Annotated in this window: 14 protein-coding genes and 1 tRNA gene; 5 read left to right on the forward strand and 10 right to left on the reverse strand. The window is 62.0% G+C overall.

Annotated features, from left to right (window positions below):
• Nucleotides 1-37 precede the first annotated feature (37 nt).
• On the forward strand, nucleotides 38-1306 hold the full coding sequence (locus WCY17_RS01735; protein ID WP_372700440.1) for an aspartate kinase: 1269 nt from the start codon (nucleotides 38-40) through the stop codon (nucleotides 1304-1306).
• 46 nt (nucleotides 1307-1352) lie between these two features.
• Nucleotides 1353-1445, forward strand: a tRNA-Ser gene (locus WCY17_RS01740).
• A gap of 200 nt (nucleotides 1446-1645) precedes the next feature.
• On the opposite strand, the gene WCY17_RS01745 is transcribed toward WCY17_RS01740, so the two are convergent.
• Nucleotides 1646-2767, reverse strand: coding sequence for an acyl-CoA dehydrogenase family protein (locus tag WCY17_RS01745; protein ID WP_372700441.1), 1122 nt, complete (start codon nucleotides 2765-2767; stop codon nucleotides 1646-1648).
• A gap of 130 nt (nucleotides 2768-2897) precedes the next feature.
• Between WCY17_RS01745 and WCY17_RS01750 the strand changes: the two genes are divergently transcribed.
• Nucleotides 2898-3818 carry a phosphorylase gene (locus WCY17_RS01750; RefSeq protein ID WP_372700442.1) on the forward strand — a complete coding sequence of 307 codons (921 nt, stop codon included), beginning with the start codon at nucleotides 2898-2900 and terminating at the stop codon, nucleotides 3816-3818.
• A gap of 52 nt (nucleotides 3819-3870) precedes the next feature.
• Here the strand turns inward: WCY17_RS01750 and WCY17_RS01755 are convergent, their stop codons facing one another.
• Nucleotides 3871-5412: a TerC family protein gene (locus WCY17_RS01755; RefSeq protein ID WP_372700443.1), complete on the reverse strand. Its 1542-nt coding sequence runs from the start codon at nucleotides 5410-5412 to the stop codon at nucleotides 3871-3873.
• Nucleotides 5413-5420: 8 nt separating this feature from the next.
• Nucleotides 5421-6197, reverse strand: coding sequence for an inositol monophosphatase family protein (locus WCY17_RS01760; RefSeq protein WP_372700444.1), 777 nt, complete (start codon nucleotides 6195-6197; stop codon nucleotides 5421-5423).
• A gap of 47 nt (nucleotides 6198-6244) precedes the next feature.
• Between WCY17_RS01760 and WCY17_RS01765 the strand changes: the two genes are divergently transcribed.
• Both WCY17_RS01765 and cysE read left to right on the forward strand, forming a co-directional pair.
• The gene (locus WCY17_RS01765; RefSeq protein ID WP_372700445.1) at nucleotides 6245-7069 is read left to right on the forward strand and encodes an RNA methyltransferase; all 825 of its coding nucleotides are present in this window, start codon (nucleotides 6245-6247) and stop codon (nucleotides 7067-7069) included.
• A 17-nt stretch (nucleotides 7070-7086) separates the two neighbouring features.
• A complete protein-coding gene (gene cysE / locus WCY17_RS01770; RefSeq protein ID WP_372700446.1) occupies nucleotides 7087-8010 on the forward strand; it encodes a serine O-acetyltransferase in 924 nt (307 codons plus the stop codon).
• Between the two features lie 138 nt (nucleotides 8011-8148).
• Here cysE and WCY17_RS01775 read toward each other — a convergent pair whose 3' ends face one another.
• The 7 genes from WCY17_RS01775 to WCY17_RS01805 form a co-directional block, all read right to left on the reverse strand.
• Nucleotides 8149-8964: a mechanosensitive ion channel family protein gene (locus WCY17_RS01775; RefSeq protein WP_372700486.1), complete on the reverse strand. Its 816-nt coding sequence runs from the start codon at nucleotides 8962-8964 to the stop codon at nucleotides 8149-8151.
• 252 nt (nucleotides 8965-9216) lie between these two features.
• Nucleotides 9217-11094 (reverse strand): LTA synthase family protein, encoded by a 1878-nt coding sequence (locus tag WCY17_RS01780; RefSeq protein ID WP_372700447.1) that lies wholly within the window; start codon nucleotides 11092-11094, stop codon nucleotides 9217-9219.
• Between the two features lie 122 nt (nucleotides 11095-11216).
• Nucleotides 11217-12377, reverse strand: a complete 1161-nt coding sequence (locus WCY17_RS01785) for an aminotransferase class V-fold PLP-dependent enzyme (RefSeq protein WP_372700448.1) — start codon at nucleotides 12375-12377, stop codon at nucleotides 11217-11219.
• 61 nt (nucleotides 12378-12438) lie between these two features.
• The gene (locus WCY17_RS01790) at nucleotides 12439-13194 is read right to left on the reverse strand and encodes an amino acid ABC transporter ATP-binding protein (RefSeq protein WP_372700449.1); all 756 of its coding nucleotides are present in this window, start codon (nucleotides 13192-13194) and stop codon (nucleotides 12439-12441) included.
• 13 nt (nucleotides 13195-13207) lie between these two features.
• Complete coding sequence (locus WCY17_RS01795; RefSeq protein ID WP_372700450.1) at nucleotides 13208-14137, reverse strand: amino acid ABC transporter permease; 930 nt, start codon at nucleotides 14135-14137, stop codon at nucleotides 13208-13210.
• A gap of 147 nt (nucleotides 14138-14284) precedes the next feature.
• The gene (locus tag WCY17_RS01800; protein ID WP_372700451.1) at nucleotides 14285-15319 is read right to left on the reverse strand and encodes an ABC transporter substrate-binding protein; all 1035 of its coding nucleotides are present in this window, start codon (nucleotides 15317-15319) and stop codon (nucleotides 14285-14287) included.
• A gap of 204 nt (nucleotides 15320-15523) precedes the next feature.
• The gene (locus tag WCY17_RS01805; protein WP_372700487.1) at nucleotides 15524-16318 is read right to left on the reverse strand and encodes a crotonase/enoyl-CoA hydratase family protein; all 795 of its coding nucleotides are present in this window, start codon (nucleotides 16316-16318) and stop codon (nucleotides 15524-15526) included.
• Nucleotides 16319-16320 lie beyond the last annotated feature (2 nt).

Genomic DNA, 16320 nt, shown 5'->3' on the forward strand with positions numbered 1-16320 from the left:
ATTTTTGGCCGGGCATTTTGAGCAGAGTCCAGACGCCATGTTGATCGTCCAGAAATACGGCGGCACCTCGATGGGGTCCGTAGAACGCATCCAGAATGTGGCCCGTCGGGTTGCCAAGTGGCATGCGGCCGGGCATCAGGTGGTTGTGGTCCCGTCAGCCATGGCCGGCGAAACCAACCGGCTGCTGGCCCTGGCCAAAGAAATCTCGCCGCAGCCCGATCCCCGCGAACTCGACATGCTCGCGGCAACCGGCGAGCAGGCCAGCAGTGCGCTGCTGGCCATGGCCTTGATGCGCCAGGGGGTGGCTGCGCGCAGCTACACCGGCTGGCAGGTTCCCGTGCGCACCGACAGCGCGTTCACGCGTGCCCGTATCCAGTCCATCGACGACGCTCGCATCCGCGCCGACCTGGAAGCGGGCCGCGTGGTCATCGTCACAGGCTTTCAGGGCGTGGACGAGGCCGGCCACATCACCACCCTGGGCCGCGGCGGCTCCGACACCTCGGCCGTGGCCATCGCGGCCGCCATGCAGGCCGATGAATGCCTGATCTTCACCGATGTGGACGGGGTCTACACCACCGACCCGCGTGTGGTGCCCGAGGCCCGCCGCATGAACGTGATCTCGTTCGAGGAAATGCTCGAACTCGCCTCGCTGGGCTCCAAGGTGCTGCAGATCCGCTCGGTGGAATTCGCAGGCAAATATCAGGTCCCCCTGCGGGTGCTGTCTTCACTGACCGACCCTCTGCTGCCGGTCGATACCGAAATGCACGCAGGCACGCTCATCACTTTCGAGGAAGACCAGAAAATGGAAAACGCCGTTGTCTCCGGCATCGCCTTCAGCCGCGACGAAGCCAAGATCACCCTGCGCAACGTGCCCGACACCCCGGGCGTGGCCTATTCCATCCTGGGCCCGGTCGCAGCCGCCAATATCGACGTCGACATGATCCTGCAGAATATTTCGCAGCAGGGCATGACCGATTTTTCCTTCACCGTGAACCGCAATGATTTTTCACGGACGCTCGAACTGCTCAAGAATCAGGTGGGGCCCAGTGTCGGCGCCGAGGAAATCGTCTCCGATGACAAGGTGGCCAAAGTGTCCATCGTCGGCATCGGCATGCGCAGCCACGTTGGCGTGGCCAGCCTGATGTTCCGTACCCTGGCCGAGGAAGGCATCAACATCCAGATGATCAGCACCTCCGAGATCAAGACCTCGGTGCTGATCAATGACAAGTACATGGAACTCGCCGTCCGGGCCCTGCACAAGGCCTTCGAACTCGATGCCGAAGCGCCCGCCGGCGAGCCTGCCTGAGCCCTGTGGCAGCCCAGTCAACCTGTGCTAGAATGCCATGCTTGCCGGAGACGTGGCCGAGTGGTTGAAGGTACTCCCCTGCTAAGGGAGCATGCGGCTTATACCCGCATCGAGGGTTCGAATCCCTCCGTCTCCGCCAAACCCGGTAAACGCGGCCCTTTGTGATCAATCAGGGGCCGTTTTTGCGTTCTGTGATCGGCCGGGCCTGACCAGGTTTCAGTTTGAAAACCCCGGGTTGCTGCGCCACCAGTGTGCCAGCACACATCAACAGCGGCACCCCGCGCCCCTTCGACAAGCCGAAGAACAGCCCCTCGTGGTGAAGACCACCAACACGCCGGATCAAGCCACGAGCATCTTGCCTATCGTGTCCATCAGCACTTCGTTGTTGCCCCAATGGATGCCAAAGGCCCGCAGGTCGCGAACGTGGCGCTCGAGCGGCAACGCCCTGGAATAGCCGATCGCGCCATGGGCTGCGAGGCAGGCATCGGCAACGCGCTGGGCGGCCCGGACAGCGGCCACCTTGCTGAGCCACAAAACCAGCGGCGGACCCTTGGCACTGTCGTCCAGCCAGCTCAGGCCGCGTGCGACCGCAGACCGTGCAGCCTCGAGGTCCAAAAAAACCTGCGCAAGCTGTGTCTGCACGCCGGGCAGCGCCGCAAGGGGCTTGCCCAGCACATGCCGTTCGCGGACATGCGGCAGTGTGGCATCGAAGGCCGCCTGCGCCACCCCCAGAGCGGCTGCGCCCGAGCCGACCAGGGTGACCCCGCCTGCAGCGGCCAGCACACCCTGGGCGCCCCCGACACCACCAAGCAGACGCCCAGCGGGCACATGGCAATCCTCGATGAACATCTCTCGCACTTGAACACCCCGCAGCCCCATGGTGTCCTCGCGGCGCCCGAAGGACAGCCCGCGATCCGATTTTTCCAGTATGAAGCAGCTCAGCCCCTGAGGCCCTGGATCATCCGCCGTGCGTGCCAGCACCAGATAGACATCGGCTGCGCCCGCCTGGCTGATGAAGAACTTTCCGCCATCGAGCACGAAACCATCGTCGAGCGCACGCGCACGGGTACTGATGCTGCCGGGGTTGGAGCCGCCACCGGTTTCGGTCGCGGCAAAAGCCCCCTTCGCCTGCCCGGTGGCGAGGGCTGGCAGATACTGCGCCTTCTGCGCGTCCGTACCCAGCGCTGCAATCCCTGCGGCCGCCGTGGAATGCGTCAGCAACGCCCAGGCCGTTGATGCGCAGGCGCCTCCCACGGTTTCGATAATGGCGGCAAAGGTACTGCGATCGACCCCGAGGCCGGCCTGATCGCCTGGAACCACCAGGGCCGTGAGCCCGCACCCAGCCAATTCTTCCCAGTATCCCGAAGGGAATTCGCCAGTCTCGTCAATCGCACGTGCCCGACTCTGGACTGTTTTTTTGACGAAGGCGCGCGCGCCCTCAACCAGTGTTGCATCAGTCATCGATCTGGACCCCCTTTCTGTGTCGCGGTACATTTTAGGAGCCGGCCAACCAGCAAGCCAGCAAACCTCTTCACCGAAGAGGGTTTTAGAGCGTGCGCACGAAGCCACGCAACCCAAGGAGAAACCCACCATGCCTTCTGCCTTCATGCAGGCCGTGCGGGCACGCACACAATCCGCCCTGGAATCGGGCGCGCTGCAGCCCATCCAGGCCGAACAGACCGTCATCGAAGAAGACGGGCTGCCGTTCATCGTGCGCTGGGTCGCTGCACTGGCCCGCAAGGACACGGCTCCCGTCACCTTGCCCGGAGGGCCGCGCAATGCCGATTTCAACCCCTTTCTGAACCCGGAACCTGCCCTGCTGGTTGGCCCGGTAGGCGACGGGCACGTCGCCATCCTCAATAAATTTCCCGTGTGCATGCATCATCTGGTGCTGGCGCGCAAGACCTTCGCCGAACAGCGTACACCACTGGACCTGTCGGATTTCCAGGCGCTGGCCCAGGTGCTGTCGACGGCGGGGGGCCTGGGCTTCTACAACGGCGGCCCCGAGGCGGGCGCCAGCCAGCGCCACAAGCATGTGCAATGGGTTCCGGCCGAGCCCGGCAATGCCACGCTGAGCACCCTGGTGGCCGGCCTGTCGGGCCCATCCGGGCGGGACAGAGACCTGGACGCATCAGTTCGCGAATCCGCTGCGGAAGGCGGACCATCCGGGCTGCGCCATCCGCAATTGCCGATACGCCATGTCTTCCTGCCCGTGCAGGCGCATGCAGGCGTCGATCCGCATGCCAGTGCCCAATCCATGCGGCAGGCCTATGAGCAGGCGCGCGACATCCTGGATCTGGAGACGGGCGAGCACGGCCTGCTCGCGCCTCACAATCTGCTGATCCACGACGGCTGGCTGCTGATGGTGCTGCGCAGCCGCGAGCATTTTTCGGGGGTCTCGCTCAATGCCCTTTCATTTGGCGGCACCCTGTATGCGCGCAACGCTGAACAGGTCGAGGCCATCCGTGCTGCTGGCCCCCTGAAGGCCCTGCTGCACGTGGGCGTGTCGTAACGCAGGCTCGGGCACCTGCCTGGCGGCCTGCTTCGGCCAGCCAGGCAGCACCCTACAGCCGATCGATCTGCACGGCAGCAATCCGGCGCCCTTCCATGGCCGCCACGGTGAAACGGAAACCGCCCCAGTCCTGCGTGAGTTCGCAATGATCGCCCACTTCGGGCAGGCGCCCGAAGCGCTCGAGCAGATAGCCGGCCAGGGTGGAATACTCTTCGTCATCATCCACCAGCCCGTCGGTGTGCAGGATCTGCTCGAGATGATGCAGATCCGCGGCCCCATCCACCCGCCAGCGGCCATCGCCCTGCACGATGATGTCGGGCGCCTCATCCTCGTCGGGAAATTCACCCGCAATCGCCTCGAAGATATCGATGGGCGTGACCACGCCGACGATCGAGCCAAATTCATCCGCCACCAGCACCAGCAGCCCGTGAGCCCGCTTCAGGGTCTCCATGAGTTGCAGGATCTGGATGGTCTCGTGCACGATGATGGGCTCGCGCAGGCGGGTCTCGCGGATCTGGCCATGTTCGATCAGGTCGAGCAGAAGCTCTTTGGCGCGCCCGATTCCGACCACCTCATCGAGCGTTCCGCGGCACACTGGAAAGAAACTGTGTGGCTCGCGGATCAGTTGCGCACGCAACTCATCGGCTGGGGTTTCAAGGTTGATCCATGACACCTCGGTACGCGGGGTCATGACCGAATGCACGTTGCGGTCGCTCAGCGTAAGCACCCCGCTGACCATGTTGCGCTCTTCGACGCCAAAGGCTTCCACGGGTTCGCTCACGTTGACATCGGTTTCGGGCTCGGGCCCGGCCAGCGGCCTGCGCCCCAGCATCAGCAGCACGGCTTCTGCGGTACGCTCGCGCATCGGGCGGCGCTGCTCGGCTCGCTGCTGGTTGCGACGGGCCCACTGGTTGAGGGTTTCGATCAATATCGAAAAAATGATTGCAGCGTACAGATAACCCTTGGGCACTGCAAACTGGAAGCCTTCGGCCATCAGCGAAAAGCCGATGGTGAGCAGAAACCCCAGACACAGTATGACAACCGTCTGATGCGCATTGACGAAGGTCGTGATCGGTTTGGAGGCGAGCAACATGACGCCCATGGCAATGATGACGGCGGCCATCATGATGGGCAGATGGTCGACCATGCCCACCGCCGTAATGACCGAATCGACCGAAAACACGGCATCGAGAATGACGATCTGAGTGACGATCACCCAGAAACTGGCGTGCAGGCGCGACCCCGTGGCATGCAGGGTACGCCCCTCGATGCGATCATGCAGTTCGAAAGTCCCCTTGAACAGCAGGAAAAAGCCGCCCACGATCAGGATCAGGTCGCGCCCCGAGAACTGGAAGCCGCCCACGGTCAGCCAGGGCGTCGTCAGGTGGATCAGCCAGGACATGACGGTGAGCAGGACCAGACGCATGAGCAAGGCCAGGCCCAACCCCACGACTCGGGCGTGGTCGCGTTCCCGGGGGGGCAGTTTGTCGACCAGAATGGCGATGAAGACCAGGTTGTCTATGCCAAGGACGATCTCCAGAACGATGAGGGTGAGCAAGCCCACCCAGGCTGCCGGATCCAGCAACCATTCCATGGGCACCCTCAGCCCTGCAGATAGTGGACGAAGCGCGCAAAGATCCTGGGGGTGGCTGCCAGCACATTGCCCGACTGCATCCAGCCCTGCTCGCCTTCGTAGTCGCCCATCAGGCCACCCGCCTCGAGTACCAGCAGGCTGCCTGCGGCCATGTCCCAGGGCTTGAGCCCGGAGCCGCAAAAACCATCGAGCCGCCCACCCGCCACCCAGGCCAGATCGAGTACAGTCGAGCCGGTGCGGCGCGCCGAGGCACAGTCGCCCAGCAGGCTGAAGAACGGCGAATCAGCCGGCAAGGCCGTAGACCGAGGTACATGCGAGGCCAGCAGCGCATCGCCATAGCGATGGCACGACGATACCCGCACCCGGCGGTCGTTCAGGAAGGCCCCGCTGCCCCGACTGGCGGTGAACATTTCATTGCGGGTCGGATCGAAAATGACGCCGTGCATGGGTTGGCCATTGTGCATCAGGGCGATGGACACGGCGTAATGCGCGAAACCATGGATGAAATTGGTGGTGCCATCGAGTGGATCGATGACCCACTGGAATTCAGGCACGGGGCCCTCGGCCGGGTGCAGGCCCGATTCTTCGGCCAGGATGCCATGATCCGGATACGCCGTGCGTAAAATGTCGATGATGGCGTCTTCTGCCGCCCGATCGACTTCGGTGACATAATCCCTGGGGCCCTTGCGTGCAATGTTCAGGCGTTCGAGGTCAAGACTGGCACGATTGATGATCGTGCCGGCACGGCGCGCCGCCTTGATGGCGGTATTGAGCATTGGATGCATGGGTAAAGAATTTTCCAAAGATCACGGACAACAATCTGCCATTTTAAATGACTCTGCAAGAATATTCCGATTCACCGACCGCCATTCCGGATGTTTTCGCACGGGTGCGCTTCATCATGGTGCGACCCAGCCATCCCGGCAACATCGGCTCGGCTGCCCGTGCCCTGAAGACCATGGGCTTTGGCAGCCTGCATCTGGTCGCCCCGCGCGACCCTGCAGCCGCCCATCATCCCGAAGCCATCGCACTGGCCAGTGGCGCTGGAGACCTGCTCGAAACGGCCCGGATCCATGCGACACTGGCCGAGGCACTGGCGCCCGCCACACTCACTTTTGCCCTGACCGCGCGGCCGCGAGCCCTGGGTCCACAGGCCTGCGACATCCGCGAGGCCGCCGGGCTTTCAGCATCCGAACTGGCCAAACCGCACCGTTGTGTGGCGCTGGTGCTGGGCACGGAACGCAGCGGGCTGTCCAACGACGAAATGGGCCTGTGCCAGTACGCGTGCCATATCCCGGCCAATCCGGCCTATAGCTCATTGAACGTGGCCCAGGCCCTGCAACTGTGCGCCTGGGAGTTGCGCTATGCACTGCTGCCACTGTCCGGCCAGGCGCGCCTGCCTGACACCCATGGCCGCCATGATCCGGGCAGCGACCCGGCCAGCAACCAGCAGGTGGACGCATTGCTCGAGCACCTCGAACGCGCCATGCGGGCCACCGGCTTTCTGGATCCGGCCCACCCCAAGAAGCTGTTGCCACGCATGCGCCAACTATGGATACGGGCGCAGCCCAGCATCGATGAAGTCGACATGCTGCGTGGCCTGTGCACGGCCATGATACGCAGCAGTTCAGAACACATTGATACCCATACCTTCTAGAAGAGCGCCGATTTTTCATGTTCCAGCAACTACGCGAAGACATCGCCTGCATCCACGAACGTGATCCAGCAGCGCGCAGCCGCTTCGAGATCCTCACCTGCTATCCGGGGCTGCACGCCATCCTCATCCATCGTCTGGCGCATCGGCTGTGGCGCGCCGGATGGTACTGGGCGGGCCGCTTCGTGTCGCACCTGGGGCGCCTGCTGACCGGCATCGAAATCCATCCCGGTGCGCGCATCGGCCGGCGCGTATTCATCGATCACGGCTTCGGGGTCGTGATCGGCGAGACGGCCGAGGTGGGCGACGATTGCACCATTTACCAGGGGGTTACCCTGGGTGGCACGAGACTCTACAAAGGAGAGAAGCGTCACCCGACGCTGGAGGAAGGGGTGGTGGTCGGGGCCGGTGCGCAGATCCTGGGCGGTTTCGTCGTAGGGGCTCACGCCCGCGTCGGTTCGAATGCCGTGGTCATCAAGCCGGTGCCCGCAGGCGCCACTGCGGTGGGCAACCCGGCACGCATCATTTTGCCCAAAGGCCGTGAAGAACAACAGGACGACCGGGTACCCGGCCCCTGCGAGGCAGCGGGCTCAAAGGCCCGCCCGGCCCCATGGGAAGCCGGCCCATGGAAAGAACTGTTGCAACGCGACGTGCCCGCTGCCCAGGAATCCATCGGGGCGCCATTCGCGGATGGCCTGCCACCTGACATAGGCCAGCCAGCCAGTGCATCCGTCGACACGGCTGGCAGTGATTTTGCACCGTATGGTGTCGGCCGTTCGGATGATGACCCGCTGGTCCGGGTGCTGCACGAATTGATCGACCACACTGCCCGGCAGGATGCACGCATCGAACGCCTGTGCCACGCCCTGGAAGAACTGGGTCAGCGGGTCGACAATGGCCAGCATCCGCTGGATGCCGAGCGCCTGAACCGCATGGTGGATTGAGCGCCCGACGACGCCGGGCAGCGCTTTGCGAGGCACGCCGCGCCGCACTGCGGAGCACACCCGCCAGCGCGCATCATGAGCACAGACCCGCCTGCAGCCACCCCCTGCGGGCAAGATACGGCAGGCGGGCCCGAGCCGTCAACTGAGTACCTGCCGTTGCGGGATGGGCGGCCGCATGCCGGCCTCGCGCAGCGCTTCAGGCGCACGCCGATAGAGGTCGTAGTAGGCATCCCAGTATTCGGCCGACCGCATCCAGGCCCGCAGATTGATCATGATGACGCTGTCGCCATATTTTTCGACCATGACCTGCGGTGCGGGATCGTCGAGAACGTGCTCGTGCTCGTCGGCCAGTTTTTTGAGAGTGGCCAGCGCGAGATCGAGGTCATCGTCGTAACGGACCCCAAGGGTGAGATCGATCCGGCGCGTGGGATTGCGGCTGTAGTTGGTGATGGCCGCCGTACCCCAGACCAGCGTATTGGGCAGCAGCAGAAATGTGCCATCGAGCTGTTCGAGCCGGGTCATGAAAATGCTGATTTCATCGACCGTACCCATGCCATGGCCGGCAATGGAGACAAACTCGCCCGTGCGGATCGGCCGCAGGATCAGCAGCATGATGCCTGCCGCAAAATTGGTGAGCGTGCCCTGCAAGGCCAGGCCGATGGCCAGCGCGGACGCACCCAATACCGCGATGAGACTGGTGGTCTCGACCCCCAGGCGCGCCAGCACGGCCAGCAGCACCACCACACGCACTGCCCAGACGACCACCGCAACCAGAATCGGCACGATGGTCGGATCGACATACGATGACCGCTTGGCCATCAGACGCGCCCAGCGCCCCAGCCAATTCGAGGCCAGCCAGCCGACCACCAGGATGACCAAAGTGACGGCCAGGTGCACCAGAATCGCGCCTGCACCAGGCATGCCAGCCCAGAACGTACGAAGTTCTTCCATGATCCTGCACCTCTGATTCAAGTGATGAACAATGCCCGGATGATAACAGGCGATGCGCCATCGATTGATCAGGTAAAGGCCCTATGGTCCGGCAAGGCAACGAGCCCGGGGACATGACGGGACGGCATCTGTCGCATGGTGCGGCAACCATGCCGGCTTATCCCCAGAGACTGTGGACAAGTCAGGGGGCAACCCGTGGACTCATGCAAATTGTGCTGATCACATACGGGTTTGCCCGCCATGGCAAAAAAATGATCAGGGAACGCTGTGGGCCTGATGCCTGTAAGCCCAGTTCGGCCACAAAACGTGTGCCAGTGCGGTGGTGGCCAGCGCAGCATCGGTCTGGTGCTGCGGCACGTAGGTATCCGGTGCCGTATAGCAGAACTGACTGGCCGCACGCCCGGGCTGCAACACCAGCAGATCGTCGCCGCGCAGATAGCCATACCGGTCTTCGTACTGCATCATGGCGCGACCGCCCGTGCCCGATTGCGTCAGGTCGTGCCCGATCATGGGATGCGCTGCGCCCAAACCGGCCAGCGACAACAGGGTGGTGGGCAGATCGATCTGGCTGATGATGCGATCATCGCGGCGCGGCATGATACCGCCTCCCAGGATCAGGGCCGGGATATGAAAATGGGCCAATGGGATATGCGTGGGCCCCCACACGCGCGAATCGTGATCGGCCACCACCAGAAACACCGTGTCGTCCCAGTAGGGGCTTGATTGCGCCTGGTCAAAGAAATGGCCGATGGCCCAGTCTGCGTAGCGCACCGTGTTGTGCACAGTGGCCGGATCACCTTGTGGCACGATACGCCCGGCGGGATACTCCCAGGGCGAGTGGTTGCTGACGGTGAAGGCCAGATGCAGGGTGGGCTGCTCATCCTGGCGCATGAGCAAGGTATGCAGCCGGTTGAACATGTCTTCATCACTGGCCCCCCAGGTGCCCACAAAGGCCGGCGATGAGAATGTGGGCAAGTCGTAGAGTTCATCAAAGCCATTGCCCAGGAAAAAATTCTTCATGTTGTCGAAATGCGCCTCGCCCCCATAGATGAAGCGCGACCGGTACCCCTGCCGGCGAAACAGCTGGGCCAGTGTGAAAAACCCGCTCTGCGCCCCGCCCAGCCGGGGTGCCGCATCGGACAGCGTGGGCGGAAAACCGGCCACCACGGCCTCCAGCCCACGTACCGAGCGCGTCCCTGTGGCATAGGCACGGGTGAAATTCCAGCCCAGTTGCGACAGGCGATCCAGATTGGGCGTGCAGTCGGCGCCCCCCAGGTTGCCTACATATTGGGCCCCCAGGCTTTCTTCAAGAATGAGGACGATGTTGCGCGGACGTTCTCTGGCGCACGTTGCCTGCTGCACGTGCAATGTCGGGCGCTCATCGGGCCCGCGGGCGACGTGCGCTGCACGGCAGACTTCGGCGAGCATGACGTCGACCGGCAAGTCCCCATAGACATCCGCCGCCGAACGCTCATTTTTTTTGGCATAAATCGCAAACAGTACGCTGTAGAGGGAATTCAGCGGCAGGGTATTGAGCAGGCCATCACCACACCAGGCTACCGAGGCCGGGTTGATGGGCCGATGACCCAGCGTGCCGCGAATGGACAGAAAGATGACTGCGGCAAATGCCAGGGTCAGCAGCGCATCCCAATACCATGCCAGCGGCGCAGACGGCAGGACATGGGCGAACGCCGCATGCCCGACCCACGCGGCGACCAGCAACATCAAGCCAGCAACCGCCAGCGGCCCCTTGTAGCCTTTCCACAGCATCCCGAACACCTCTTTGGGGTACCGCAGGTAATTGACGAAAATGTAGTTGGGGCGGGTATCGTATTCACGAATGAAGGGCAATGTGGCGGCTTCCATGAACACGAACAGCAGCCAAACCGCTTGCAGCCACAGGCCGGTCAGCAGCAGCGCCATGGGATGATCATCGAGCCAGGGCGCCAGGAGCAACGGGATGCCCACCCACATGGCCAGTTGATTCAGGTCGATGCGCAAACCCCAGAGGAAGATATGCGACCATCCACCCACGGCCTGTACGCGCGGCCATAGCCAAAGCGCGAGAATCAACCGGCTGAGGGTCAGGAGAGACAGGGTGAGAATGGCGAACGCCGCAATTTGAGTGAACACGCTTGCACTTCAGAAGAACGGCGGCTGCCGCCTGGGCTACGGATCTTGTGAGAAGCGCATTATGGGCCCAATTGCAGGGTTTGCATAGTATTCATCGATCCCGGCCAGACACTGCCGCTGAGTCAGACCAAAGTCAGGGGTTTGAGCCGGCGACCGAGTTCCTCGAACTCTTCGATGCTGTTGTACAGCTGTGCGGAGACCCGCAGCAGGCCCTGCCCATTCCAGAGCCGCAGCGCGGTCTCGATGTGATGGTCGTTCGACAGCGTATTCTGCAGTGCCAGCGCTTGTTCACGCGTGGTGATCAAGCCGGGGGGCAGGGGCACCGCCCGGATACTCAGATCGTCGCACCCCCACAACAGTTTCGGATCGACGCCCAGGGCGTCGGCCACGACCCGCTGCGCCGCGCGCGCCAATGCAGCGTTTCGTGCCCGCATGGTGTTTGCCCCGATGCGATCGATGAAATCGATGGCATCGACCGCTGCGATCCAGGCGGTGAGATCACTGGTGCCCACCCGATCGAAACTGCGCGGAAATCCTTCATCCTCATTCCAGGACACCACATTGGGCAGAATGCCTGCATGCGCCGGATCACGAACATACAGCAGGGCAGTTCCTCTGGGGGCAAACGCCCATTTATGAAAATTGCCCACCCAGAAATCCGGATCCAGGCTGGCGAGGTCCACGGGGATCATGCCCGGTGCGTGGGCGCCATCCCAGAGGACCTGCACGCCGGCCTGGCGAAACCGCTGCTGGATCCGCTGCATGGGGAACAGCATGCAGGTATTTGCAGAAATATGGTCGATGACGGCTAGTCTCGTGCTTTCGGCCACCGAACCCACCAGAAGCGCCTCGATGTCGGCATCGGTCGCGTGGCTTGGAATATGCACGCGATCGATCGTGGCCCCAGTCCGCCGGGCAAGGCGTTGCACTGCAAACTGTACGGCGCCATACAGGTGGTCGGTCACCAGGATCCTGGACCCGGGCCTCAGCGCCAGGCTGGCCAACACGGCCGAAACCCCTGCACTGACATTGTCGACCAGAGCGACACGATCAGGGCTGGCATTCAGGAATTCGGCCAAGCGCCCGCGCGCCCGGACGATCTCTGGCTCGAGCATCTGGGTGAACCACTTGTGCGGATTCTGCTCGACCAGGCGCCTGAGCGCCTCTTGGGCCTCAAATACGCAAGTGGGTACGGCGCCATATGCGCCATGGTTCAAATGGCTGACACCAGGATCGAGTTGCCAGAAGTGTTTGTAATCTGTATCGATACGATCATTCGGCATTTTTTCCACTGCAGGCAGTCCTGTTCAAAAACATATGCAAAATCACTGGCAATATGGATGGTCAGATCGCGCTCAGAAATTGTCGAGTCCGCTCTTCCCTGGGGTGATTGATCACCTGATCCGCAGCGCCCTGCTCGGCGATGACCCCTTGATCCATGAAAATCACTCGATCGGACACATCCAGGGCAAACTTGATCTCGTGGGTCACGATCACCATGGCGCTGTTTTCCCGCGTGAGATCCTTGATGACAGCCAGCACTTCCCCGACCAATTCGGGATCCAGGGCTGAAGTCGGTTCGTCAAACAGAATCAGGGCGGGGTTGGCTGCCACCGCGCGCGCGATGGCCACCCGTTGTTGCTGCCCCCCGGACAGTTCGTGCGGATAGGCGTTGGCCCGGTGTTCCAACCCGACCCGTTTCAGCAGCGCACGCCCCCTGATCAGCGCTTCTTCCCGGGACACCTTGTGCACCACCACCAACCCTTCGATGACATTCTCGAGTGCCGTACGGTTTCGAAACAGATTGAAGTGCTGAAAAACCATTCCCATATGCTTGCGCTGGTGGGCAATCGCCCTTTCGCCGAGCTGCTTCCAGTGGTCGGGCTTCTTCTCGAACCCTATCCTTTCACCCTGAAAGAAAATGGCACCTGAATCAGGCGGCGTGAGCCAGTTGATGCATTTGAGCAGGGTGCTCTTGCCGCCGCCAGACGGGCCAATGACGCACACGACCTCGGATTGCCTCAGGGACAAGGAGACGCCACTCAGAACCGGGTGCTCGAATCGCTTGTGAACGTCGATCACTTCGAGAACGGTATTCATGTGCTTTCCCATGCTATCGCTTCACCACGGAAAACCAGTTGTACGAATCGAGCAGCGCGCGCATCAGCGATTTTTTCTGCTGGCTGCCGCCACCCGCGTTGTTCGTGCGATCCTCGATCCAGCGTTGGAAGAACGTGGCGATCGTCACCAGGATCAGGTACCAGACCACAGCAGCGAACAAGGCTGGAATGATGTCCAGGTTGGCCGCAGACAGCCTGTTGGCTGCTTCAGTGATTTCTATATACGATATGACGGACACCAGCGAGGTTTCCTTGATCATGTTGATCAGTTCGTTGCTGGTCGGTGGAATGATCAGCCGGGTGGCCTGTGGCAACGTGACTCGACGCAGGGTTTGATCGCTGCTCATCCCCAAAGCGCGCGCCGCCTCGAGCTGACCTGGATCCACACCCATGATACCGGCCCGTATGATTTCCGCCATGTAGGCACTCTCATTGAGTGTCAGTGCAATCAGGGCGGCCACGAATGGCGTCAATATGTCATTGGTGTTGAGATCGACGAGCAGGCCACCCGAGAAAGGATCCGGTATCTGGATACGTTGCAGGACCAGCGCCAGATTGAACCAGATGAGCAAAGACACAAGAACCGGAACAGCCCTCCAGAACCAGACATAGACCGAGGCGATACTGCGGCTGACCGAATTGCTGGACAGCCGCATGACGGCAAGCACCGCCCCCACCACGATGGCAAGCGTCTGGGCCAACAATGCCAGCTTGATGGCATTCCACACGCCCTCGAGCATCAGTGGCGCCACGAAATACTTTGGCACCGCACCGTAATTGATTTTCGCGCGCCAGAACAGCATGATGACGAGCACGATCAGCAACAGCACCAGCAAAGCCACAATCGGCCTGGACCAGTGGACGATCGATTTGTGGGGCAGGCCCAAGGAACGCTTCAGATCATCATTTACCATCGACTTCATGCCTTGGCCTGCGTTCAGGTTGTTTCATCGTCATTCGGATATCGAATGACCGATGCCAGCGGCAAATACCCTCTTGCCACTGGCATCGGTCGGTGGTTTCCCTCAGGATGCCCCTTGTGCACAGCAACAGGGGCATCGGCACCATCATCAAACGCCCGGCTTCACGGCCCCTATGGCATTGATGGTCGCCACGTCGAGCGCAACTGAATCCAGTTCCCAGGCCTGCATGATCTTCTGATAGGCCCCTGTATCCATCAAGTGCTGCAGTGCGGCCTGGATGGCTTCCCGTGGCGTGTCATCAGACTTGCGCACCGCAATGCCATATTGTGCCGAATGCGAGATTTCCGGCGTCTCCAGCAACTCGAGATCATCCGGGCGGGTCGCCACCGAATAGCCGGCGGACGGGCCATCCGTGATATGCACATCGGCTCGCCGGGTCATCACGAAAATCTGTGCCTGGGCGATGTTGTTGTCTCCCATGACAGTGACCGGACCCTTGCCGGCGGCCACGCATTTTTCGGATATCTGCTTTGCAAAGGCTTCCTGCGTGCCGCCGATCGTGCTCGTGATGGTCAGGCCGCAGAAATCCTCTGGCCGGGTGAGACCGCGGGGATTGTCCTTGGGGATCACGAAGGCCAGACCCGCGTAGATGTAATTGATGAAATCGATCTTCTGCTCGCGTTCCTCGGTATCGTTCATCAGGGCCATGATGGCATCGACCCGCCCTGCTTCGAGCGATGGGATCAGCGTCTGCCATTCAAATGTGGAGACGTCCGGCTCGAGCCCCAGGACCCTGGAGATCGCCACCATCAGGGTGTACTCGTAGCCGATCGGCGTCTTGCCATCCGGCGCGAGAAAATAGCCCGGCGGGATCCCTATCCTCGAGGCCCACAGCATCTTGCCCGAAGCCTTGATCTTTTCGGGCAACAGATCCCGCGCTGGCTCATGAGCGCTGATTTCATTCAGAATGTCGTTGCTGATCCGGTTATGTGTTTCAGCAAACACCTCCGGATCAAAGGCCTCGACGTCGGGGGCGTTGCCAGCGGTCTGCGCTGCGGCCTGTTTCATGGACAGCATGCTGGCTGCCAGCGCCACCGCTGCAACGGCCACGCATGTTGCGATCTGCATGGGGAGCCGGGCTCGAAAGTACTTCGCCGTACCCGCATCGGGTTCATGATTCATGTCATCTCCTGTGATTCTGGTGTGCACGCAAAGCGGTCATTGTATAGGTCCTGGCGTGAAATTTGATGCCGACCCGCACCTTCACAGCGCGCTGTATCAGCATGAAATATCGTGATCCTGTCTGCAAATGGCATATCGAACCACACTGCCGCAAAAAGCGCGCCGCTGTTTGTCCAGCCCGGCAAACGGCTCATTCAAGACGCCTCATTCATCCAGGAACCGGGGCGGACGCTTTTCGATGAAGGCGCGCACCGCTTCGGCATGGGCCGGGGTCTGATGGGCCAGGGCCTGGTATGCAGCCGAGAGCTCCAGTACGCTGTCGAGCGTGCCGTTGTCTCCTTCACGCAGCAAGCGTTTGGTCATGCGCAGAATACTCGACGGGTTGCGGGCCACCCGCTGGGCCAGCGCCATGGCGCAATCCATGAGCGCATCCTCCGGGACGACCCGGGATACCAGCCCGCAAGCCAGCGCTTCGGCTGCGCTCAGAGCATCACCGGTGAACGCCATTTCAGCGGCCATCGAACGGCCGACTACCCGAGGCAGCAGCCAGGCACCACCATCCCCCGGGACAATGCCCACGCGGATGAAGCTTTCGGCGAATTTCGCATTTTCGGCGGCCACGCGCATGTCGCACATACAGGCCAGATCCAGCCCGGCCCCGATGGCGGCCCCATTGACGGCTGCGATCAGGGGCACCTCAAGATAATAAAGCGCCCGGGTCAGCTGCTGTATGCCGTGCCGATATTCATCCTTGACGGCTGCCCCATTGGCAGCGCCATCCAGATGGCGCTGCATGTCCTTCACGTTGCCCCCGGAACTGAAAACCCGCTCGCTGCCGGTAAGGATCACGGCCCGGATACTGACATCCTGCCGGATTTCATGGCTGGCGGAGAGGAACTCCTGTATGGCCGTATTGCCGGTCAGTGCGTTGCGGGTGGCCGGCTGACTCATGGTCAGCACGAGTATGGCGCCTTCGCGCCGGCGCGTCAGAAAATCCATCA

Origin of the sequence: Castellaniella sp. (assembly GCF_041677825.1) — a bacterium.
In the GTDB taxonomy this organism is placed as follows: Bacteria; Pseudomonadota; Gammaproteobacteria; order Burkholderiales; family Burkholderiaceae_B; genus Castellaniella.